This window comes from Sporosarcina sp. 6E9 (assembly GCF_017921835.1).
Lineage (GTDB): Bacteria > Bacillota > Bacilli > Bacillales_A > Planococcaceae > Sporosarcina.
The window spans coordinates 1,838,252-1,862,739 of record NZ_JAGEMN010000001.1 but is presented as its reverse complement, the minus strand read 5'-3'; the positions used below and the strand labels follow the sequence as shown (position 1 = coordinate 1,862,739).

Below are 24,488 nucleotides of genomic sequence, written 5' to 3'. Positions count from 1 at the left end.
GGCCACCTATTCATTTAAACGGTCGATAAACCGTTCATAATCATTTTTTTCATTAAAAACACCTGCGTCTTTGAGGACTCTGGCAAACTTATTTCCAAGTTCTTTTTCTATAATAGCATCAATTTCTTCTATGCTTGATCGTTCGCCGTAGTTCATCTTTATCTGGTCGACCCAATCATTATGATAAGAGGCTACTTCACTCGGTTGTCCTAATAAGTCCTTCTTGATTTCCTCTAATTCATCTTTTAGACGTGCGGGTAAAACCGCGAGACCCATAACTTCTATTAGACCAATGTTTTCCTTTTTTATATGATGGACATCTTCATGCGGGTGGAAAATTCCAAGCGGATGTTTATCAGTTGTGCGATTATTTCGGAGAACTAGGTCAAGTTCAAATAATCCATCTCTCATGCGCGCAATTGGAGTTATTGTATTATGTGGCGTATCACCACTAAACGCAAGAATGGCAGCATCTTCGTCGCTATAACCCTTCCAAACAGTCAGGACATAATCAGCAGCATCGACTAAAGTTTCGATGTCCGTACTCTGCAATCGAATCGTTGATAACGGCCAATCCAAAACAGATGCAGTGATATTTGAAAATTTTTCGAGTTGAAATGAAAATGCATTTTTAGCGCGTGTCATCGGAAATTCGTATCTGCCGGCTTGGTAATGGTCATGACTTAAAATGGACCCGCCGACGATTGGTAAATCTGCATTCGAACCGATAAAATAATGCGGGAATTTTTCTATAAACGACAGTAATCGTTCAAATGATTCTTTTCTAATTTTCATATTCCGATGCTCGCCGCAAAGCACGATGCTATGTTCGTTATAATAAACATACGGAGAATATTGCAGGTACCAGCTTTCATTTCCCAACGGAATTTCAACGATGCGATGATTCGCTCTCGCCGGATAAGCTGTGCGTCCTTCATAGCCTTCGTTTTCAATGCACAACAAACACTTCGGATAGTTTATATCGCTTTTCAATTCAAGTTCGCGTTTAATCTGTTCGGGATCTTTTTCAGGTTTTGACATATTGATCGTAATATCCATTTCACCGTAGATGGTTTCAGATTTAAAATGGATGTTTTTCTGAATGCGGTTCATCTGAATATAGTTGCTGTTTTTACTCAACTCATAAAAATAGTCCGTAGCATCTTCTGGTGATAACTCATATTTTTTTTGGAAAGTACTATTAATAACAGAAGGTCTGGCCACAAAGCAATTCATGATGTTTGCAGATAGGATTTCTTTATCATCAAAAACATTCTCTATCACATTATTTTCGACAGCATAGGTGATGATTTTCTCGAGTAGATTTGGAATTGTATCATCCGTTTTATGCGTATTTATTTCAGGAAAAGATTCGAGTTTTAGAAGCGCAAGTACTTGGTTACGGACGTAAATCTGATCTGCCTTTTCGATTAACTTCGTATCGATTCCTTTTTGTAATAAACCACCAATATGTTGGTAAATCATTATTCCACATCCTTTTCAAAGCCGTTTGGGTTGGCAACATGCCAGTTCCATGCATCTTCGATAATTTTTTCAACAGAAGTCCGAGTTGGTTTCCATCCTAGTACGGATGAAGCTTTTTCAGAACTTGCGACTAACGTGCTTGGATCTCCTGCGCGGCGTTCTCCAGTTTTTTCAGGGATTTCTCTTCCAGTCACAATACGTGCGGCATTAATCATTTCTTTCACAGAGAAGCCTTGATTGCTTCCGAGGTTGAAAATATCGCTTTTTCCGCCATTGTTTAAATAGGTAAGCGCTAAAAGATGTGCATTGATGAGGTCTTCGACATGAACGTAGTCACGAATACAACTGCCATCCGGCGTATCATAGTCTTCACCAAAAACAGTAATATGCGAACGTTTACCGAGTGCAACTTCTAAAATAATGGGTACTAAATGCGTTTCCGGGCGATGATCTTCACCGATTTCGCCAGTTTCTCGGGCGCCTGCAACGTTGAAATAGCGTAATGATACATATTGTATGCCGTATGCTTGATCGCACCATTTCATCATTTTCTCCATCGCTAACTTCGTTTCCCCGTAGGCATTTGTCGGGTTCGTTTTTACTTCTTCAGTAATTGGTATCGTATCCGGCTCCCCGTAAGTTGCCGCAGTTGATGAAAACACAATTTTCTTAACGCCAAATTCCTTCATCACTTCCAATAAAACTTGTGTGCCGTAAACATTGTTATCAAAGTACTCAAGCGGTTTTTCCATCGATTCGCCGACAAGTGAATTTGCAGCAAAGTGAACAACAGCATCAATTGATTCTTTTTCAAAAACAGTCCGCATAAATTCGATGTCACGAATATCGCCTTCGTAAAATGTCGCTTCAGGATGGATTGCTTTGCGATTGCCGGTTTGAAGATTATCAATAATAATGACCTCAAACTTTTGATCGATAAGTTGATAAACAGCATGAGAACCGATATATCCCGCTCCGCCTAATACTAATATACTCATTTCGCACACTCCTCTGTAATTTCTTTTGCGCCATCACCAATTGTTGCTACGTAGAAAGAAGGTGGGTATCCGATTTTAGCGTTGTAGATTTTATCTACATTGCTTTTAAAGTTGTCGGCTTGGTCTTTTTCAACGATGGCAATGGCACAACCGCCAAATCCTGCACCCGTCATACGTGCGCCGATAACACCAGGTTGTTCCCAAGCAGCACTTACAACGGTATCTAGTTCAAGACCCGTAACTTCATAGTCAACTTGAAGCGATCTATGAGATTCATTCATTAATTGGCCAAAAGCTTCCAGGTCACCAAGTCCTAATTTATGCGTCGCCTCAATCGTACGTTGGTTTTCATAGACTGCATGTTTTGCACGTTTTTGATCGAGTTCGTTTTTAATCAAGTGTTTGTGCTGTTCGAACTCATCGTTTGTTAAATCACCTAGGCTTTGAATCGACAGTTCTGTTTGTAAATCCGCTAACGCCTGCTCACATTGTGCCCGGCGCTCATTATACTTTGAGCCGGCTAGTGTCCGCTGTTTGTTGGTGTTAATAATAATAATGACATGATTATCAAGCAAGATTGGCGCGTATTGGTAGTCTAGCGTTTGGCTGTTTAATAGAATGGCATGATTACTTTTGCCTTTTCCAATCGCGAATTGATCCATAATGCCGCTATTCACACCGATATAATCATTTTCAACCTTTTGACCAATTTGAATCATCTTGATGCGGTCGATTTCCAGGTCGAATAATCCTTCAAGGACAACGCCGGTAACCATCTCAATGGAAGCAGAAGAGGAAAGTCCGGCACCGTTCGGAATGTTTCCATAAAATAAAATATCCATTCCCGTAGTTATTTCATGGCCGCTTTCGCGAATGAATTTAATCATCCCTTTGGGAAAGTTCGCCCAATTATGCGCGTCATTATAATCAAGGTTATTTACATCACATTCGATAATCCCGGAGTCAGGGAAGTTTAATGAATAAAAACACAGCTTTTGATCTGTTCGTTTATGTGCAAGGGCATAAGTTCCAAAGGAAATCGATGCCGGAAAAACGTGACCGCCATTATAGTCGGTATGTTCACCAATCAGATTAATTCTTCCTGGTGCAAAGAAAAAACGAGGTTTTTCTGATGTATTGAAAATGGAATTGTATTGCTCTAGTAAATTTGGCAGCATAGTAATTATTACTCCTCTCTCCAGACAACATGAGTTAATTAATTTAATTAATTAACTCTGTAATTTCTATACTACTATTATCTGATTAAATGTTCAATAGTAATTCAATTAGAGGGTGAATAGTGGAAGAGAAATTTGAATCTAGGAATAATCAATTCTTTATCAGAAAAGATTGTTGGATTATATAGTAGAAAAACAAATATGTTGTACATAAAATAAAGTGTGCGACATTATTTAGTTAAAGTTTCGGTTGCATTAGGTCAATATCTTCATTATTGGATTTTCCTCACTATGAAAAGACTGTATTTATAATAAGTAAACTAGTTGATTATTTGAATGAAAGAGTAGAAATTTTATTTTCAAATTAATTTGACAACGGATTTTTCAGGTGGTATTATCACTTTGACTAAGTTAGTTAATTTAAGTAAGTATCTTAAGGAGTGTTAAATTTCTTGAAATCTACGTAATTACTAACTAACGTTATATTATTCTTTACAAAGTAAGCGTTTTCAATTTGTTAACAAAGACTATTTTGGAGAGCTCATTGGTACTCGAACTATTCTATTTACTGGGGGGTATTTACACACTAAATAATGTTGACGAAAGCATAATTGTGAGTTAACTATCTTTTTAAAAAGCAGAGAATAACGATACATAATAGGGAGGGTTATAATTGAACAGAAAAAAAGTACTATTATTTGCTTTAGCGACATTATTATCAGTGTTACTAGTAGCATGTAATGGCCAAGAAAAGTCAAAAGAGGATGAAATTAAAGCCAACGAAGAAGCAACTAAAAACCTGACAGAATCAGGCATGCCAATCGTTAAAGATCAGATTACTTTAGACTTCTTCACAGGTAAATCCAATGTAAATCTAGGCATTGACTGGAACGATTTAATGTTGTGGAATAAATATAGGGATTTGACAAATATTAAAGTGAATTGGGTAGAGCAAGTATCAATGGATGCATTAGCTGAAAAGAGAAACTTAGCATTAGCTGGCGGAAATCTTCCAGATGTATTCTATTCATCTAGTATTTCGAACACAGATATATTGAAATATGGTCAGCAGGGAACATTTATCGAACTAAATGACTTAATTGAAGAGAATGCTCCCAACTTGAAAGCGCTTTTGGATGCAAATCCAAACGTTAAGAAGGGGTTAACATTCCCAGATGGTAAGATATATTCGCTTCCTTCAATACGTGATGAAGAGTTTCTATCAATACGCCTTGGTGCATTACCATGGTTCAATCAAACGTGGTTGGATAAATTCGGAATGGATATGCCTGAAACAACAGAAGAATTCCATAAGTATTTAACGGCTGTAAAAACACAAGATCCTAATGGGAATGGCAAGATGGACGAAATTCCGTACGGTGGCGTTGAAATAGATCATTTGATTGGTTGGATTAGGGGATCATTTGGTATCGGTAATAATGGTGGCGGAGATTTTGACAAAGATCCAGACGGAGATGGCTTACGCTATATTCCAGCAACAGATGGTTACAAAGAAATGCTTGAGTACCTAAATAAATTATATAAAGAAGAGCTTATTCAACAAAATATCTTTTCTATTGAGTGGGGTCAATACATGGCTGCTGCATCGGAAGGAAGATATGGAAGTACAGCTTTTTGGGATCCTACTAGAACATTTGCTTCAGGTAATGACGAAAATAAATATGTCTCTGCAGTTGCATTAAAAGGCCCGAACGGCGATCAAGTTTACTCAAATGTCGGATCTCCTTTATCTGGAATTGGGGCATTTGTAATTACGAAAGAAAATCCAAATCCAGCTGCAACAGTTAGGTGGTTAGATTTCTTCTATAGTGATGAAGGAGCCCGTTTCTTATACATGGGTATTGAAAACGAAACGTATGAAAAAACTGATGATGGCAAGTATCAATATGTTGATGAAATAGCGAATAGTGAAGATAAAAACGATGCGATTTCACGTTATTTACCTTGGGTTGGGGTAAATCCTCCGGGTATCGTGAAACAAGATTACTTTATTGGTGCTGAAACATCCGAAGCTACACTAGAAGCGACCGAAAGAATAGAACCTTTTGTACCTGAGGATTTGTGGTCAAGCTTTACTTATACGGAGGAAGAAAACAAGTTCATAGCTTCAAATGGTGCAGATGTTGAAAAGTATGTCAAAGAAATGCGTGATAAGTTTATTTCTGGAGATACGCCGTTCACTGAGTGGGATAAATATTTGAAAACACTTAAAGATATCGGTGCAGATAAATATCTAGAAATAAATAATGAGGCATATAAAAGATATTCTGAAGACAAGTAAGTGGTAAGTATTGATTGTTTGGGAACAGTGGATATTTATATCCTCTGTTTCTTTTTATCAATAAACTGTCAAAGGGAGGTTGGATTAATGGGGATTAAAGCACAAACTGTCGCTTCTACTCGAAACGAAAGTAAAGTTCAACGAATGAGGAAAAACTTTTCGAGGAACTGGCAGCTGTATACTTTTCTAATACCTGCACTTACATACTTCATTATTTTTCACTATGTCCCAATGTATGGAGTACAAATCGCTTTTAAAGATTTTTATGCGAACCTAGGAATAACGGGGAGCCCATGGGTTGGTTTTGAACATTTCACACGTTTTTTCGACTCTTACTATTTCTGGCGCTTACTTAAAAATACACTGATATTAAATATATATGGATTACTACTTTTCCCAATCCCAATTATATTTGCGCTCATGTTAAACGAGTTACGTAATGGGGCTTATAAAAAATGGACGCAAACACTTACATATGCTCCACATTTTATATCGGTCGTTGTTGTTGTCGGTATGCTCGTTGCCTTTTTGGATCCGATTACTGGAATTGTAAACCATGCGATTGTCTCATTTGGTGGACAACCCATCGACTTTTTAACGAGTCCAGGTTGGTTCCGTCACATCTTTGTTTGGTCAGGTCAATGGCAATCACTTGGTTGGGGAACCATTATTTATTTAGCCGCATTGGCTGGGGTGAACCCAGAATTGCATGAAGCAGCAACGGTAGACGGTGCTTCAAGAATGCAGCGAATTCTACATATTAATATTCCATCTATCCTACCGACGGTAGTCATTTTGTTTATCTTGAACATCGGAAGCTTTATGGCAATCGGTTTCGAGAAAGTATTGCTAATGCAAAACAGCTTGAACGCTGAAACGTCTGATGTTATTCAAACATTTGTTTACCAAACCGGTCTATTAGAAGGACAATATAGCTTCGCGGCAGCGGTCGGTTTATTTGAATCAGCGATTAATATTATCTTATTAATTAGCGTGAACCATATTGCTAGAAAGACAAGTCAAAATAGTCTGTGGTAGGGAGGGAAATCCATGAAGAATACGAGCATGTCGGACAAGTCGTTTGGTGTCATTAATACCATCCTTGTCACGTTTATTACACTTATCATCATTTACCCACTGATATTTGTTATTAGTGCATCCATCAGTGACCCGTCGGCAGTTAGTACGGGAAGAATGTGGCTTTGGCCAGTAGACATCACGTTCGAAGGCTTCAAGAAAGTCTTTGCGAATGAGGTGATTTGGCTTGGGTATCGAAATACCATCATGTATACAGTTTTAGGTACAGCGCTTCATTTATTTGTCTTATTACCTTGTGCATATGCATTATCTAGAAAAGAATTAGCGGGTAAGAAATACGTGTTGTGGTTTATCCTCTTCACGATGCTCTTTAACGGTGGATTAATCCCCACTTATTTAGTTATAAAAAACTTGCAAATGCTAGATACGATTTGGGCGATTGTAATACCTGGTTTGTTGGGGGCATGGTCAATTCTCGTTGCACGTACATTTTTTGAACAAACCATACCCGATCAACTTGTGGAAGCCTCAAAAATTGACGGTGCATCGGATTATAAAATATTTTGGCAGATTGTTTTGCCGCTATCACTGCCAATTATCGCAGTTATGGCTTTATTTCACGCCGTTGCGTTATGGAACCAATACTTTAACGCACTAATCTATTTGTCGAATGATAAGTTGTATCCATTACAATTAATTCTAAGACAAATCCTAGTTTTAAACGAAGTTGATGCATCAGGTGCAGGCGGTGGCGGCGGGGTTGCCGAGTCATTTGTTGAACAGATTAAGACAGCTTCTCTCATTAAATACGCGGTTATTATTGTTTCAGCGCTACCATTACTCATTGCGTATCCATTTTTGCAACGCTTCTTTGTTAAAGGTGTATTGATTGGATCAGTGAAAGAGTAAAAAAAGATACAACGGAAAATGAGTAACAGAGGAGGATTATCATGAGAGGTATTGTAAATGGGTACGTTGCATTCGCTTTTTGGATAACAAAATTGGCGTATGTAAACCTTTTATGGGTTGCTTTTACCGTATGTGGATTGGTAATATTCGGCATATTGCCCGCAACAGCTGGGATGTTTGCGGTAACGCGGAAATGGATTATGGGTGAACAAGATATCCCAATCGCAAAGACATTTTTGGCGACGTATCGCAAAGAGTTCTTCAAAGTAAATGCCGTAGGTTTAAGTCTGTTTCTGGTTATTTACTTATTGACGATACAGTTCCAAGTGTTACGTTCGATGGATGGGATAAATTATTTCATTGCGAGTTATGTAGTTTTAGCTCTATTTTTCATCATAAGCATTGCGCTACTGTATCTCTTTCCGATATATGTTCATTTCAATTTAACTGTTTTTGAACACTTAAAATGGTCTTTCGTCATTGGGATCATCCATCCTATTTTGACTGTTTTTTTAATGGTTGTTGTCGTAGTTCTAAATTACGCGACATTCATCTACATACCGGGTCTTTTATTTTTCTTCGGAGGTAGTGTCACTGCATACATTTTAATGTGGGGCGTATCTAAAACATTCTCGAAATATGAAGAAACTGAAAACCAGAAAATCCTTGTTACTGGATAATAAATACAATTTGTCAATGTCGAATATCTATTAAGGAGAATGATAGAAATGGTTCTTAAAGACTTAACTAACTTGAAAGTCATTCAAAAAAATCGTGTGAAAAGTCGTTCGCATTTTACTCCGTATTCAACTGAGCGTCATGCGTTGACATTTGATCGTGGTCACTCAAATCGCTTTCATTTATTAAACGGAATGTGGAAGTTTGCCTATGCGGAAAATCCGTATGAAGCACCGGAAGACTTTCAGAAAGAAAGCGTTGACGTAAGTGATTGGGATGATATCGTTGTTCCTCATCACTGGCAATTGCAAGGTTATGATCGACCACATTATACGAATGTGGATTATCCGATTCCTGTTGATCCGCCCAATGTTCCAACTGAGAATCCAACAGGTTCTTATCGTCGAGCGTTTTATGTGTCGGAAGAGTGGTTGAAAGAGCAAGTATACATAAAGTTTGAAGGGGTAGATAACTCATTCCATTTATGGATTAATGGGCATGAAGTCGGGTTTAGCCAAGGGAGTAGAATGCCTGCAGAGTTCAACATTACAACCTACTTGAAGCCAGGGAAGAACATAGTAGCTGTTCGGGTTTATAAATGGTCCGACTCAACCTATGTTGAAGATCAGGATATGTGGTGGTTAAGTGGGATTTTCCGGGATGTTTATTTACTATCTAGACCAAATGTCCATATTCGAGATACTTTCATTCGGACTGATTTGGATGAGCAATATAAGAATGCTGTCTTGAAAATAAATATTGAACTAGAGAACAGCAAACAACAGAAGACAGAGCAATATAAACTCGAATATCGTTTATTTGATGCGCAACAAAGGAAAGTAAAGGAAGGATTCCTCAACCAAAACATTACATCAGCTTTAACTAGTTATGATGTTGCCGTGGATGTTGAAAACCCGAGAAAGTGGTCTGCCGAAGATCCTTACTTGTATCAACTCGTATTAACACTAATAGATGAAAATAATCATGTACTTGAAGTGTTATCTCATAAAGTTGGTTTTCGTAAAATCGAACAAAAAGATGGGCTTGTTCTTATTAATGGCATCCCTATTAAGTTTAAAGGTGTCAACCGTCATGATGCACATCCTGATCTGGGTCGTGCCGTGCAAGTAGACCATATGAGAGAAGATATTGTTTTAATGAAACAAGGTAATGTGAATGCTGTTCGTTCCGCCCATTATCCAAATGATCCTCGTTTCTATGATTTATGTGATGAATATGGGCTGTATGTGATTAACGAAGCAGATATCGAAACACATGGTTTTGAGTACGTTGGAAACATTCATCAATTAAGCGATGACCCTGAATGGGAACACGTCTATCTTGATCGGATAGAAAGAATGGTTGAAAGAGACAAAAATCATCCGTCCATAATTATGTGGTCGCTGGGGAATGAATCAGGTTATGGGGTTAATCATAATGCGATGTACGACTGGACACATAAAAGAGATCCCGATCGACTCGTTCATTATGAAGGTGAATGTCGAGTATTACAAGTAGAAGCTGATTCAGATCAAAGACCAAAGTCTTCTGATATCTATACTTCTATGTATACGACGATTGAAAGATTGGAGGAACTTGGTAAACGTTCATATTATGAAATACCGCATATCGTTTGTGAATATGCCCATGCAATGGGCAATGGGCCTGGTGCATTGAAAGAATACTGGGATACATTTTATAAATATGATCGCCTACAAGGCGGTTTTGTTTGGGAATGGGTCGATCATGGTTTACGCCAATCTACTGAAAGCGGGGAAGAGTACTTTGCTTATGGTGGAGATTTTGGGGAAACGCCAAATGACTACAATTTTGTAATTGATGGCTTAATTGATCCTAATCGAAACCCGTCACCTGGTTATTATGAACTTAAAAAAGTGATGGAACCAGTTTTAGTAGAAGCAGTCGATTTGGAACAAGGCAAGATAAAGATCACGAATCGATATGATTTTATTTCACTAGAGCATTTAAATATGACCTGGAATATTGAAGCGGATGGCAACATTATTCAAACGGGTACATTTCCTTTAAAGGGGATAAAAGCTCGAACGTCTCAAGAAATTACACTGCCAATTGAGTTGCCGGAAAAACTTGCAATCGGAACGGATTATTATTTAAATGTCCACTTTACATTAGCTACTGCTACGATGTGGGCTACTGAAGGTTTTGAAGTTAGTTGGGCGCAGTTTGAACTTCCGGTAAAATCTAATGAATCATATGCGCTAATTGCAACAGGAAAACCATTAGCCATTGAAGAGAATAACAATCTACTAATGATCAATGGCTCAAACTTCGATGTGAGCTATAACACGATTACCGGACAAATGAAGTCTTGGAATTATGAAGGGCTTTCAATGATTGAAACTGGACCTAAATTTCAATTTTGGCGTGCAATGACAAATAATGACCATAGATCTGAAAAGATGTGGAAAAATTATCGTGTGCATTGGTTGCAACAAAGAACAGATACTGTGGATTGGACGTTAGCATCCGACAAAATGTCTGTGAAGGTGAAAGTTACTCAACGAATTGCGCCTCCAGTTTTAGCGTGGGGCATCTATTCGGAAATAATCTATACGATTCATTCTACTGGCGATATAGAAGTATCTGCAGTAGGAAAGCCGACCGGAGACACACCAGAAACATTACCAAGAATCGGTTTTGAATTAACAATTCCGAAGACAATGGGTGATGTGAAATGGTATGGACGTGGCCCAGGCGAAACCTATAGTGACAGTAAGCAAGCTGGTCGTATGGGGGTTTTTGAAAAAACGATTCGAGATTTCGGTACGACCTATATCTATCCACAAGAAAATGGGAATCGCTCGGATGTAAAATGGGCAACATTTACCAATCTATATGGAGTAGGGTTGCAAGTTTCTGACCCGAGTACGTTTAATTTCAGTGCGCATTTAAACTCAGTGGAAGACTTTGATAACGCACAACACACTTATGATTTAAAAGAGCGAGACGAAATTTATGTTCATATTGATTATTCACAACATGGAATAGGTTCCGCAAGTTGTGGACCGGATGTGCTTCCGCAATATGAATTAAAAACAAAGGAATTTGAATTTAGTTTTCGACTAACGCCATTTTCAACCAATCACATTTCACCAATGGAGTTAAGTAAACGAAATTTGAAAAATAAAAAGGAGTAGATAGTATGTTGAAAGTTGGCGTAATTGGTATCGGTTCAATATCCGGATTGCATATTGGACCATATTTGAAAAATGAGAATGTTAAGCTAGTGGCATTTTGCGATTTAAATGAAGAGCGTTTAAAGGAAAAAGGGAAGCTACACGGAGTTACTCAGCTTTATACTAATTACAATGAGCTTCTAGCAAATAAAGAAGTTGATGCCGTTAGCATTTGTACATGGAATAATACACATGCAGAAATTGCAATTGCTGCATTGGAAGCGGGAAAACATGTTTTAGTCGAAAAGCCGCTAAGTATTACAGTGGAACAAGCAAAAGCAGTTGAGGAAGCTGCAAAGAAATCAGATAAGGTTGTTCAAGTTGGATTTGTCAGACGACATGGAGATAACGCCAAACTTTTGAAATCATTTATTGATCAAGACGAACTTGGAGAAATCTATTATGCGAAAGCTTCATATTTAAGACGACTTGGGAATCCAGGTGGTTGGTTTAGTGATATATCCAAATCAGGTGGGGGACCATTGATTGACTTAGGTGTTCATATTATAGATCTGTCTTGGTATCTAATGGGGAGACCGCGCCCAGTTTCAGTTAGTGGAAATACCTATACAAAAATAGGTAATCGGAGTCATGTTGAAAACTTATCATTTTACCAAGCTGCAGATTATGATCCAACACTGAATGATGTAGAAGATTTAACGAATGCACTTATCCGGTTTGAAAATGGCTCTTCATTGTATATTGATGTAAGTTTTACATTGCAAGCTAAATCTGATGAAGTAGGCGTCAAACTGTTCGGTGATAAAGGCGGTGCTGAAATTGAACCAGAATTAGCGCTAGTGCTCGAAAAAAATAATACAATTCTAAATGCTACACCTCAAATCGATAATTTGGGATTCGATTTTGAAAAAGCTTTTACAAATGAAATCAATCATTTCGTTGAATGTTGTATCGATGGTAAAGAAACTATAGCTCCGATTGAAGATGGCGTAGAAGTCATGAAAATGTTGAGCGCGATTTATGAATCAGCAAAAACCGGTAAAGAAATATATTTATAATAGGAAGAAGCTACTTTTTTCATAGGGATTAAAAATATTTATGAAATAATTTCCTGTATGTAAAAATATTCGCCTAAATATTAGTGCATAATATCGACTGTATGATTTAATAACGCATGATTAACAACTAACGAAACTTGTGAAAAAAATGATAATCAAATTATTAGGCTAAAAGTAACTTAAAAGGGGGATTCATATGAAATTAGGGTTAAGTTCGTATAGTTTATTTGGAGCGATGAAATCGGGAGAAATGTCGATTATAGATGTGATTCAGTGGGTTGCAGATCAAGGTGGAGAACATCTTGAAATTGTTCCTGGTCTTGGCTTTACACTCGATGATAATTCTAATCTAGTTGATGAAATTCGTATGAAGGCTAAAGAAGTCGGAATCGATATATCAAATTATGCAATCAGTGCAAACTTCCTTACTGAAGATGAAACCTCTTATTTAGCAGAAATAGATCGCGTTAAAAAAGAAGTGGATATTGCAGCTCGTCTGGGAGTTAAATTTATGCGTCATGATGTAGCAGCTCGTCCGCTACCTGATTGTACCATCAAAAACTTTGAAAATGATTTACCTAAACTAGTAGCGGCGTGTCAACAAATCGCTGATTATGCTAAGGGGCTAGGGATTACGACAAGTGTTGAAAATCATGGTTTTTATATTCAATCTTCGGACCGCGTTCAATCGCTTATTAATCATGTGGACCGAGACAACTTCAAAACGACTCTTGATATTGGGAATTTTTTATGTGCCGATGAAAATCCAGTTTCAGCAGTAAAAAAGAATATTTCTTACGCATCCGTTGTACATATTAAAGATTTTTACCATCGACCTGCAGGCTTAAATCCTGGTGAAGGTTGGTTCCAAACAATCTCTGGAGATTATTTAAGAGGTGCAATTGTAGGTCACGGTGATATTGATATTAGAGAAACCATTAAAGTCATTAAAGATTCAGGATTTAATGGCTATATTTCAATTGAGTTTGAAGGAATGGAAGAGTGTAAAAAAAGTTCTAAAATCGGTATGGAAAATGTACGTCGATTTTGGGATCTTGTGTAGTGAAAAAAGTGGATATAGGGGATGAATATCAGTTGGAAAATAGAAAAAAACCGAACGTACTATTCATCATGAGTGATGATCATGCAGCACATGCAATCAGTTGTTACGACAGTAAAATTAATGAAACACCAAATCTTGACCGAATTGCTGAAGGTGGTATGCGCTTTGATAATGCTTTTTGTACAAATTCTATTTGCGCGCCAAGCCGAGCTGCTATTTTAACCGGTCGCTATAACCATTTAAACGGCGTTAAAACACTAGGCGATGAATTCGACAGTAGACAACAAACGGTTCAAAAAATAATGAAAGATGACGGTTATCAAACGGCACTTATCGGAAAATGGCATCTAGGTCATGGAGGTATACATGATCCATCTGGATTCGATTATTGGAATATATTCCCGAACCAAGGGGATTATCACGATCCGATGATGTATGAAATGGGAATAGAAAAGACTATAAAGGGTTATGCGACAGATATTATTACAGACTTATCGATTGACTGGCTTGATCAGAGAGACAAAGATAGTCCTTTCATGCTCATGTTGCATCATAAGGCACCCCATCGTCCTTGGGATCCTGATGAAAAGCATAAGCATATGTATGAAGATATTGATATTCCGGAACCGGAAACTTTTAATGATGACTACTCAAATCGTGCGCAAGCTGCGAAAGAAGCGAAAATGCGAATTGATCGTGATTTAACAAAAAGAGATGTTAAAGCAGATCCGCCAAAAGGCTTAACAGATGCAGAGCTGAAAAGTTGGAAATACCAACGATACATTAAGGATTACTTGCGCGTTATTGCTTCTGTAGATGACAATGTTGGTCGAATTCTGGATTATCTGGATGAGAACGACTTGGCGGAAGATACAATTATCATTTATACATCTGACCAAGGATTTTTCTTAGGGGATCACGGATGGTTCGATAAACGATTTATGTATGAAGAATCATTGAGAATGCCGTTGATGATTCGATACCCGCGTGTAATAAAGCCTGGTTCAGTTACAAAAGACTTTGCATTAAATGTTGACTTTTCAGAGACATTTTTAGATTATGCCGGTATTGAAATACCTGAAGAAATGCAGGGAAGGAGTTTACGACCCGTGCTTGAAGGAAACACACCAGATGATTGGCAAACATCGATGTACTACAGATATTGGGAACATCTAAGTTTAGAACATCGAGTCGGTGCGCACTACGGCGTAAGAACACATGATTATAAACTTATTTACTATTACGGCGAAGCACTTGGTTCAGCTCATGCATCAGATGAGCCTAGAACGCCAGAGTGGGAATTATTTGATTTGAACAAGGATCCATATGAAATGAATAATGTATATGATGATCCTGCCTATGCAGAAATCGTTAAAGAACTTAAAACAGAGTTATATAGACTTAAAGAAAAAGTACAAGACTTTGAATAAGTAAAATGAATATTGTTATGAGGAAAGTAGTGAAGTCATCTTGTTAGAGTATAAAAAAACATCCTGTTGCTCGGCTAGCAGGCAACCCAATGAGAATCCGGTAAAAAAACATAATATAGAACCGCCGAAAGAAATTTCGAAGGAAAATATGGTGTATTTACCTGGAGGAAAGTTTCTGATGGGCACCAATGATACGGTAGGTTTTCCAGATGATGGGGAAGGTCCAATACGTGAAGTTTCAGTAAAGCCCTTCTACATAGATAAGTTTGCAGTTACGAATGCTCAGTTTGCAAAATTTATAGAAGCAAGTAATTATCGAACAGAAGCAGAAGAATTTGGTTGGTCATTTGTATTTTATAGCTTTTTATCAGATTCTACTGCTAAAAAAGTTACCCAAACTGTTGCTGGCACACCTTGGTGGACGGTAGTGGAAGGGGCTTATTGGAAGAGACCAGAAGGACCTGAATCTGATATTAGTAGCCGAATGGACCATCCTGTAGTGCACGTATCCTGGAACGATGCATTAGCCTATTGTCAATGGAGTGGAAAGCGTCTTCCGACCGAAGCTGAATGGGAATATGCAGCCCGAGGGGGATTGTCACAAAAAATGTATCCGTGGGGAGATGAACTAACTCCTGACGGGAATCACCAATGTAATATTTGGCAAGGGTCATTTCCGCGAACGAATCGTATAGAAGACGGGTATGCTGGCACAGCGCCAGTAGACACGTACGAACCGAATGATTATGGACTTTATAATGTATCCGGAAATGTGTGGGAATGGTGCTCGGACTGGTTTACGAAACGTGTAGATCAGAAGGGTGGGCTTGATAATCCACAAGGACCTCAAAGTGGAGAAACGAAATCAATGAGAGGTGGCTCTTACCTATGCCATAAATCTTATTGCAATCGCTATCGAGTAGCGGCAAGAAGTTCAAATACACCTGACAGTTCGACTGGGAATATCGGATTTCGTTGTGTTGTGAGGGAATGATTTATAAAACCTTAAATTGAGATGCAGTTGTTTAAAGCATTCTTGATTTGAGGTTTTTTTATGTTGAAAATCCTAATAGCTTCAATGGTATTGAAAAGTACTAATATTTCAATAAAACTATATAGACAAGCTTACAAGTTGGTGGTATATTTAAAACTATTAGTAAAATCTTAACTAACAGTATTCGGTAAAGTTTTTACTAGGGTGTTTAATAGTTATTATCACCAATTATTCTAATGTAGGCGGATTCAATTAACTTGATTTTAACGGGGGGGATAAATGGTTAATTAGAAGAAATTTAGAAGTGTTAATGAACATAAACCTGCAATGCTTTAATTAATAATGATTGTTAAGTTGATTACAATAAAAATACATATAAACATGGAGGGTAAACAAAGTGAGAAAAAAGTTAATTGTTATATTGGCTTTAAGTTTAATGTTACTAGTTGCATGTACAAATCCCGATAATAAAAATGAAGCTGGAACAAACACCGAACCGCCCGAAATTTTGAAAGAAACTGGCATGCCGATAGTAGATGAAGAAATTACTTTGAACTTTTTTGCTGGAAAAGCACCTGCAACTGCTGATAACTGGAATGATGTAATGCTTTTCAATAAGTATAAAGAAATGACCAATATTAATATTAAGTGGGATCAGGTGCCGCATGCTTCACTACCAGAAAAAAGAAATCTTGCACTAGCAAGTGGAAATTTACCTGATGCTTTCCATAGCGCATCAATACCCACAGCAGATATATTAAAATACGGAGAGCAAGGAACTTTCATTCCATTGAATGATTTAATAGACAAATATGCACCGAATTTAAAAAAGATTCTTGATGAAAATCCGGATGTTAAACAAGCCTTAACATTTCCGGATGGCAATATTTATTCATTTCCACAGATGGCAGAACCAGAATTCACATCTTATCGAATGGGACCAAAACCACGTATCAATGAAGAGTGGTTAGAAGTACTCGGTATTGATATGCCAGAAACAACTGAAGACTTTTATCAATATTTGAAAGCGGTTAAAGAAGGTGATCCAAATGGAAATGGACAAGCGGATGAAATACCTTTTGGTGCTCCATCAATAGGAATGTTAGTCAACTATCTACAAGGATCATTTGGATTAGCGAATAAGGGAAATTCTAATAGAAATGTAGATTTAGATCCTGAAACTGGGGAATTGCGATTTTTTCAAAAAACAGATGAATACAAAGAACTCCTGCAATATGTTAATAAATTATATAGCGAAGGGTTAATCGAACAAAGTATATTTACATCTACAATGGAACAATACCATGCTAATGGCTCTGAAACGAAATACGGTAGTACGGTTTGGTATAGCCCTGTAGAAATCTTTGGTGATTCGGCAATTGTCTACACTGGAATGCCGGTTTTGGAAGGACCGAATGGTCATAAACAATTTAATTCACTAATGCCACCAGTGTTGAATCCAGGTGCATTCGTCATAACAAATGCAAATAAACATCCAGAAGCTACGGTTAGATGGATTGATTATTTTTATGGTGATGACGGGATGAAGATGTTCTTTATGGGATTTGAGGGTGAAACATATGAGAAAAACGAAGATGGTGAACTAGTTTATATGGATCATATTATGAATAGTGCTGATGGTTTAACCTATGAGCAAGAACTTGCAAAATATTTAACATTCCCAGGAGGCGGATTCCCAACAATTACAACTCGAAAATATTTTAAAGGTACCGAGAATTCACCTCAAGATTTAGAAGCAGCTGAAAGGTTAGCACCAGATCTAGTTGAATCACCGTGGGCTCCATTCAAGTATACAAATGAGGAAACAAAAACTTTGGCTGGGGTTGGAGCAGACGTTGAAAAATATGTAACAGAAATGACTGACAAGTTTATCGCTGGTGATGTACCATTCTCTAAATGGGATGAGTATTTAAAGACCCTTGAAAATATCGGCTTGGAGAAATATATGGATATTAAAAGAGCTGCATATGAACGCTATGAGAATGATAAATAAGAAATAAAGTAATAAGAGTGGGTGCTTCAAGTACTCACTCTTATTATTTTTCTTGTATTAAATGAATCGAACGAGAATATTAGTGAGTGGCTGTATTATTACCTCTTAAGGGAGTGCTAATGAATCATAACAGACAATTCCCTTTAATCTATCCTTTTACAATATTTAGATAGACACAGAAGTTAAGAAGTGATATATTAAAAGTGGTTAGTAAAACATTTACTATTAATATTTACTTAAATTTGTTTTAGAAGTAATATTATTAAAGTTCAATGTTTAATTATTTGTTTTTAATAATCCCAATAGCCTTGATATCGAAAAATTAAAGGGGGCAAAGATGAAAGAAACTGATTTAAATTTTTAAAATAGAAATAGTGGAACTTTCAGGTAATAAAAAATGAGGAGGTATATAGATGATGAAGAAAAAAATATTTATTTTAATGATGTTAACATTGTTGTTCCTTGCAGCTTGTGCAAATGATGATAAAAAGAACAGTGCAGTAGGGAATGAGAAGGCATTAGAAAATTTAACGGATACAGAAATGCCAATTGTTAAAGAAGAAATTACTTTAAATTTCTTTGCTGGAAAAGCGCCTGCAACTGCTGATAACTGGAACGATGTAATGATTTTCAATAAGTATAAAGAAATGACTAATATTAATGTTAAGTGGGAGCAAGTTCCTCATGCCTCACTCGCAGAGAAAAGAAATCTAGCACTAGCAGGCGGTAATTTACCCGATGCTTTCCACAATACGGGAATGCCAACAGCAGACATATTAAAATATGGTGAGCAAGGAATCTTCGTCCCTTTAAATGATTTAATAGAAGAATATGCACCAAATTTTAATAAGATTTTAGAAGAAAACCCGGACGTGAAACAAGCGCTAACTTTTCCGGATGGAAATATCTATTCTTTTCCTTTGATGGCTGAGCCAGAATTCTATTCATATCGTATGGGACCTAAACCACGGATTAATGAAGAATGGCTAGATGCTCTTGGTATGGATATGCCTGAAACACTGGAAGATTTTTATCAATATTTGAAAGCGGTTAAAGATGGAGATCCCAATGGAAACGGAAAAGCAGATGAAATCCCATACGGTGCTCCAAGCTTAGGTACATTAATAAATTACTTGCAAGGGGCGTTTGGTTTATCGAATAAAGGTACATCCAATTTGAACGTAGATATTGATCCTAAATCAGGTGAGTTACGTTTCTTCCCTATTACAAATGAGTACAAACAAATGTTGGAGTATATCAATAAATTATATAGTGAAGGTTTAATAGAACAGAGTATTTTTACTACTACAACGGAACAATACCTTGCAAACGGATCAGAATCGAAATATGGCAGTACTGTATGGTATAACCCAATTGATATATTTGGCGAAAAAGCTAGTGTGTATACAGGGATGCCAGCTTTAGAAGGTCCAAATGGTGACAAACAATTTAACTCTCTAATGCCAACTGTTGTAATTCCTGGTGCATTCGTTATTACGAATGCTAACAAAAATCCAGAAGCAACTGTTAGATGGATAGACTATTTCTATGGTGATGAAGGTATGAAATTATTCTTCATGGGGGTTGAAGGAGAAACTTTTGAAGAAAATGCGGATGGTGAATTAGTCTATATGGATCATATTATAAATAGTGCAGATGGTTTAACTTATGAACAGGAAGTTGCAAAGTATTTAACCTATCCAGGTGGAGGTTTCCCGTCCATAACACATCGTAAATACTTTAAAGGACCAGCAAATTCACCAGCAGATTTGGAAGCTGCCGAAAAGTTAATTCCAAACTTAGTTGAATCCCCATGGGCACCGTTTAAATATACTAATGAAGAAACAAAAACATTAGTTGGGCTAGGTGGGGACATTGAGAAATATGTAACAGAAATGACTGATAAGTTTATCGCTGGAGAAGTTCCGTTTTCTAAGTGGGATGAATACGTGAAAACAATTGAGAATATCGGGTTGGAAGAGTATATGATGATCAAAACAGATGCAATGAAGCGTTATGAAGGTGATAAGTAAGTAGTGTATTGAAGTGAGAGGGTGTTCAATTGCTCTCTCATACTTTTTACAAATAAAAAGTATAGGGAATTGTAGGTGAAGGACGTGGGGTATGTAATTGGTGTTGATATTGGAGGAACAAAAATTGCTTCAGTAATACTTGATCAGTGGGAACATATTGTTTTTCGAACTGAAGTTGAAAGTGATACTTCAAATCGAGAGAAAATGTTTACCCAAGTTACTAGTTGCATAGATATTCTACTTGAGGAAACTAAAATTCCTTTAACAGAAATAGTGGGCATGGGTGTTGGCGTTCCAGGAAAAGTTGATCGTAAGAATGGAATTGCTGTTTTTCAGAATAATTTACCGTGGAGAAGTTTTCCTGTAATAGATCGATTACGGGAACACTATCGTATTGAAAATATTAGTTTAGATAATGATGTATATTTGGCTACATTAGCTGAGTGGAAAATCGCCGGAGAGAATATTGATGAAACATTTGTCTATATTACTATCAGTACAGGGATTTCTTGCTCGATTATTCACAATGGTTCATTTTTAAGAGGAGCTGGATTTGCTGGAGAACTTGGATTGTTCCCTGTGTTACCGTTGGCTGATTCAAGTAAGTTTGAGAGTTTAGAAGAAACTGCATCAGGATTGGCCATTCAAAAACTCGCGCGGAAATATTTTAATAAAGCTGAAATGACAACGAAAGATTTTTTTATGTCCTACCAAAATGGAAATGACATAGCTAGAAACTTGATGAATGATATCGTCAAACCATTGGCATATGGAATCTATTCAGTTGTCTGTTTATTAGATCCTAACAAAATAGTATTTGGTGGTGGAGTTGTTAATAATAATTCTTTTTTTATAGATTTAGTAAAAGAGGAGTTAGCTAAGTATTTAATACCCGAACAAAGATTAGTATTAGAAAGAATACATACAAGTCATTTTAAAGGTGATTCAGGCATTATTGGTGCAGGAATTATCGGTAAGAATCAATTGGAAATAAGGGAGGAAAAGTTTTGAAGCCAAAAACAGCTATACTCATTGGAGGCGGGGACCGTGGTGCTAGAGCCTATGCTCCTTATGCTATAGAATACCCGCATGAGTTGAAAATTGTTGGAGTAGCAGAACCAATAATCGAGAGAAGAAATAGACTAAAAGAAGATCACAAACTTAATGAGAAAGCGTGTTTTGAATATTGGGAAGATATACTGTCAGGTGAAAAATTAGCTGATATTGCTATTATTTGTACGCTTGATAGAGAGCATTATTCGCCAACATTGAAAGCGCTTGAATTAGGCTACCACGTTCTATTAGAGAAACCAATGTCTCCAGATCCGATGGAATGTATCGAAATGGAACGAGCGGCAAAGAAGCACAATCGTCAACTAACAATTTGTCATGTTCTTCGCTATACACAATTTTGGTCAACGATTAGACAAATTATTTCAGAGGGGAAGATTGGACAAGTAGCATCCCTTCAATTAAACGAGAATGTAGAGTTTATGCATATGTCTCATAGCTTTGTTAGAGGGAATTGGGGTAATAAAGAAAAATCAAGTCCAATGATTTTACAAAAGTCATGTCATGACATGGATATCATTAGTTATGTATTAGATAAAAAATGTGAACGAGTGAGCTCATATGGCTCTCTAATGCATTTTAGAGAGGAAAATAAACCCGAAGGTGCACCGAAAAGATGTTTAGATGGGTGTCCTGTTGCGCAAGAATGCCCTTATCACGCTGGCCGCTATTATTTAGGTGATGGTAGAGGTTGGGCAAAGAAATTCACAGAAGATCATACGAACGAAGGTATTATCAAGGGACTTAATGAAACAGACTATGGTAAATGTGTGTATCAATCTGATAATAATGTTGTAGATCATCAAGTTGTAAATATGGAGTTTGAAGATGGTGCAACGGCGACGTTTAGCATGTGTGGATTTACACGTGAGCAAACACGCATGGTACAAATCATGGGCACCAAAGGTGAAATAAGAGGGAATATGGAAGAGAACAGTATTTCAATTTATGATTTCTTAACAAAACATGAAACGATTATTAAGTTTGATAATCCAGTCGGAGGACATGGTGGCGGTGATAATGGTATTGTTCGTTCCTTCCTAAATGATATTGAGGATGAAGGACAATCTGAGAGCTTGTCTTCTGCTTCTGTATCCTTACGAAGTCACTTAATGGCATTTGCTGCTGAGGAGTCAAGGTTAAACAAAGGGAATTCGATTGATTTGGATGCCTATTATGATCGATTTGCAAAGGGGCTGTTATAATTGTCAAAGTTAAACGTACAAGGAAGTCAATTTATACTTAATGATGAACCTATTCAACTTATTTCAGGAGCTATTCATTATTTTAGAGTTGTCCCTGAATATTGGGAAGACAGATTACTAAAATTAAAAGCATGCGGATTCAACTGTGTAGAAACCTATGTTCCTTGGAATTTACATGAGCCAAAAGAAGGTGAATATAACTTTGATGGAATTGCCAACATAGAGGAGTTCATCAAGATTGCTGGTGAAGTAGGCTTACATGTAATTATTCGTCCAAGTCCTTACATATGTGCTGAGTGGGAATTCGGAGGATTACCATCATGGTTACTCGCCGATAGTAATATGCGAATTCGATCATATTATGAACCTTTCTTAGAAAAAGTGGATCGTTATTTTGATGTTTTATTGGGGAAATTCAAGCCATTATTACAAACAAATGGTGGTCCGATTATTGCAATGCAAATTGAAAACGAATATGGAAGTTATGGTAACGATAAAAAGTACTTAAATTACATTAAAGATGGCATGATATCCAGAGGAATAGATGTTTTATTATTTACTTCGGATGGTCCAACGGATTTAATGCTCCAAGGTGGTTCAGTAGAAAATGTATTAGCTACTGTCAATTTCGGTTCAAGGCCGACTGAGTCGTTTGATTTATTACAAAGTCATTTTCCTAATACGCCAAGTATGTGTATGGAATTTTGGAATGGCTGGTTTGATCATTGGGGTGAAGAACATCATAAACGTAATACGGACGACACTGCAGCTACACTTAGAGAAATGCTTAATTATGGTGCTTCCGTTAACTTTTATATGTTCCATGGTGGGACGAACTTTGGATTTTATAACGGAGCGAACTTTGGTGAAGAATACCAACCAACAGTAACAAGCTATGATTATGATTGTCCAATTAGCGAAACAGGTGATATTACACCTAAATTCCATGCAGTGAGAAAAGTTATTTCAGAATTCAAGGATATAGGAGAATTAGTATTACCTGAACCAATTCCAAAAATGGATTACGGGAAAGTGAAAATGGATTCATCTATCAATCTATTTGAAGCTTTGGATAGTATTAGTAAACCAGATCAAAGAGCGAATCCAACGACGATGGAGAAGCTTGGACAAGATTATGGATTTACTTTGTACCGTACCTTTTTAAAGGGACCGCATAAAGAAGCGCCGTTATCAATTCAAAAAGTTCGCGATCGTGCTCTTGTCTTCGTAAATCAAGAATACAAAGGCGTCATTGATCGATGGGATGATCAAAAGATATCTTTTGAGATACCGAAAGAAGGCGCGCAAATTGATATTTTAGTTGAAAATATGGGGCGCATTAATTATGGCCCTCGTATGAATGATCCTAAAGGGATTACAGAAGGAGTTCGTTTTGCATACCAATTTTTACATGATTGGACAATGTACCCATTAACAATGAACAATCTTCAGCAATTGTCATTTAACGAAGATGTCGCTTCGGAAACTGCACCAGCACCAACTTTTTATCGAGGTAACTTTACTGTAGAGGAAATAGGAGATACATTTGTTGAACTTCCGGGGTGGACCAAAGGCTTTGTAACGGTTAATGGGTTCAATCTTGGTAGGTATTGGGAGAAAGGGCCCCAAGAAACATTGTATTTACCAGGCCCACTACTGAAAAAAGGTGAAAATGAAATTATTGTCTTCGAACTCCACGGAACAAGTAATGAAGAACTCGCATTAATCGATACGCATAAATTAGGGTGAAAGTAACTCGATGAATTTATACTGGAAGAATCTCTTTTTTAGTCATTTAGTGAGGGCTAATTAAGGGGTTCTTTTTTCTAATAACTAATAGCGTCAACTTCATG

17 protein-coding genes are annotated in these 24,488 nt (G+C 37.1%); 14 read left to right on the top strand and 3 right to left on the bottom strand.

What is annotated here, in order from left to right:
- Positions 1–6: 6 nt before the first annotated feature.
- The 3 genes from galT to J4G36_RS09565 are packed head-to-tail and all read right to left on the bottom strand — an operon-like array spanning position 7 to position 3,661.
- Entirely contained in the window at positions 7–1,485 is a 1,479-nt protein-coding gene (gene galT / locus J4G36_RS09575; protein WP_210469779.1) for a UDP-glucose--hexose-1-phosphate uridylyltransferase, read from the bottom strand.
- The gene (galE, locus tag J4G36_RS09570) at positions 1,485–2,483 is read right to left on the bottom strand and encodes a UDP-glucose 4-epimerase GalE (RefSeq protein WP_210469778.1); all 999 of its coding nucleotides are present in this window, start codon (positions 2,481–2,483) and stop codon (positions 1,485–1,487) included. Before galE ends, galT begins: the two co-directional genes overlap by 1 nt.
- Positions 2,480–3,661, bottom strand: coding sequence for a galactokinase (locus tag J4G36_RS09565; RefSeq protein WP_210469777.1), 1,182 nt, complete (start codon positions 3,659–3,661; stop codon positions 2,480–2,482). The genes galE and J4G36_RS09565 overlap by 4 nt, the downstream gene beginning before the upstream one ends.
- 673 nt (positions 3,662–4,334) lie before the next feature.
- Between J4G36_RS09565 and J4G36_RS09560 the strand changes: the two genes are divergently transcribed.
- The 14 genes from J4G36_RS09560 (at position 4,335) to J4G36_RS09495 (ending at position 24,384) form a co-directional block, all read left to right on the top strand.
- Entirely contained in the window at positions 4,335–5,963 is a 1,629-nt protein-coding gene (locus J4G36_RS09560) for a type 2 periplasmic-binding domain-containing protein (protein ID WP_210469776.1), read from the top strand.
- 144 nt (positions 5,964–6,107) lie between these two features.
- Positions 6,108–7,001: an ABC transporter permease gene (locus tag J4G36_RS09555; protein ID WP_246880571.1), complete on the top strand. Its 894-nt coding sequence runs from the start codon at positions 6,108–6,110 to the stop codon at positions 6,999–7,001.
- Between the two features lie 12 nt (positions 7,002–7,013).
- Complete coding sequence (locus J4G36_RS09550; RefSeq protein WP_210469763.1) at positions 7,014–7,910, top strand: carbohydrate ABC transporter permease; 897 nt, start codon at positions 7,014–7,016, stop codon at positions 7,908–7,910.
- A 41-nt stretch (positions 7,911–7,951) separates the two neighbouring features.
- Entirely contained in the window at positions 7,952–8,590 is a 639-nt protein-coding gene (locus J4G36_RS09545; protein WP_210469774.1) for a YesL family protein, read from the top strand.
- Between the two features lie 48 nt (positions 8,591–8,638).
- On the top strand, positions 8,639–11,767 hold the full coding sequence (gene lacZ / locus J4G36_RS09540; RefSeq protein WP_210469773.1) for a beta-galactosidase, LacZ type: 3,129 nt from the start codon (positions 8,639–8,641) through the stop codon (positions 11,765–11,767).
- 5 nt (positions 11,768–11,772) lie between these two features.
- Positions 11,773–12,825 (top strand): Gfo/Idh/MocA family protein, encoded by a 1,053-nt coding sequence (locus J4G36_RS09535; protein WP_210469772.1) that lies wholly within the window; start codon positions 11,773–11,775, stop codon positions 12,823–12,825.
- Between the two features lie 196 nt (positions 12,826–13,021).
- The gene (locus J4G36_RS09530) at positions 13,022–13,888 is read left to right on the top strand and encodes a sugar phosphate isomerase/epimerase family protein (RefSeq protein WP_210469771.1); all 867 of its coding nucleotides are present in this window, start codon (positions 13,022–13,024) and stop codon (positions 13,886–13,888) included.
- 32 nt (positions 13,889–13,920) lie between these two features.
- Entirely contained in the window at positions 13,921–15,318 is a 1,398-nt protein-coding gene (locus J4G36_RS09525) for a sulfatase family protein (RefSeq protein WP_210469770.1), read from the top strand.
- 40 nt (positions 15,319–15,358) lie between these two features.
- Positions 15,359–16,312, top strand: a complete 954-nt coding sequence (locus J4G36_RS09520; RefSeq protein ID WP_246880460.1) for a formylglycine-generating enzyme family protein — start codon at positions 15,359–15,361, stop codon at positions 16,310–16,312.
- Positions 16,313–16,709: 397 nt separating this feature from the next.
- Complete coding sequence (locus tag J4G36_RS09515; RefSeq protein WP_368668747.1) at positions 16,710–18,326, top strand: extracellular solute-binding protein; 1,617 nt, start codon at positions 16,710–16,712, stop codon at positions 18,324–18,326.
- Between the two features lie 413 nt (positions 18,327–18,739).
- The gene (locus tag J4G36_RS09510; protein ID WP_210469769.1) at positions 18,740–20,359 is read left to right on the top strand and encodes an extracellular solute-binding protein; all 1,620 of its coding nucleotides are present in this window, start codon (positions 18,740–18,742) and stop codon (positions 20,357–20,359) included.
- Between the two features lie 84 nt (positions 20,360–20,443).
- On the top strand, positions 20,444–21,370 hold the full coding sequence (locus tag J4G36_RS09505; protein WP_210469768.1) for an ROK family protein: 927 nt from the start codon (positions 20,444–20,446) through the stop codon (positions 21,368–21,370).
- Complete coding sequence (locus tag J4G36_RS09500) at positions 21,367–22,635, top strand: Gfo/Idh/MocA family protein (RefSeq protein ID WP_210469767.1); 1,269 nt, start codon at positions 21,367–21,369, stop codon at positions 22,633–22,635. The genes J4G36_RS09505 and J4G36_RS09500 overlap by 4 nt, the downstream gene beginning before the upstream one ends.
- A complete protein-coding gene (locus J4G36_RS09495; RefSeq protein WP_210469766.1) occupies positions 22,636–24,384 on the top strand; it encodes a glycoside hydrolase family 35 protein in 1,749 nt (582 codons plus the stop codon).
- Positions 24,385–24,488: the final 104 nt, after the last annotated feature.

Coding starts and splice junctions, on each gene's coding strand:
- J4G36_RS09550 (WP_210469763.1), top strand. CDS start 7,014: ATGAAGAATACGAGCATGTCGGACAAGTCGTTTGGTGTCATTAATACC.
- J4G36_RS09530 (WP_210469771.1), top strand. CDS start 13,022: ATGAAATTAGGGTTAAGTTCGTATAGTTTATTTGGAGCGATGAAATCG.
- J4G36_RS09510 (WP_210469769.1), top strand. CDS start 18,740: ATGATGAAGAAAAAAATATTTATTTTAATGATGTTAACATTGTTGTTC.
- J4G36_RS09555 (WP_246880571.1), top strand. CDS start 6,108: ATGAGGAAAAACTTTTCGAGGAACTGGCAGCTGTATACTTTTCTAATA.
- J4G36_RS09565 (WP_210469777.1), bottom strand. CDS start 3,661: ATGCTGCCAAATTTACTAGAGCAATACAATTCCATTTTCAATACATCA.
- galE (WP_210469778.1), bottom strand. CDS start 2,483: ATGAGTATATTAGTATTAGGCGGAGCGGGATATATCGGTTCTCATGCT.
- J4G36_RS09535 (WP_210469772.1), top strand. CDS start 11,773: ATGTTGAAAGTTGGCGTAATTGGTATCGGTTCAATATCCGGATTGCAT.
- J4G36_RS09545 (WP_210469774.1), top strand. CDS start 7,952: ATGAGAGGTATTGTAAATGGGTACGTTGCATTCGCTTTTTGGATAACA.
- galT (WP_210469779.1), bottom strand. CDS start 1,485: ATGATTTACCAACATATTGGTGGTTTATTACAAAAAGGAATCGATACG.
- lacZ (WP_210469773.1), top strand. CDS start 8,639: ATGGTTCTTAAAGACTTAACTAACTTGAAAGTCATTCAAAAAAATCGT.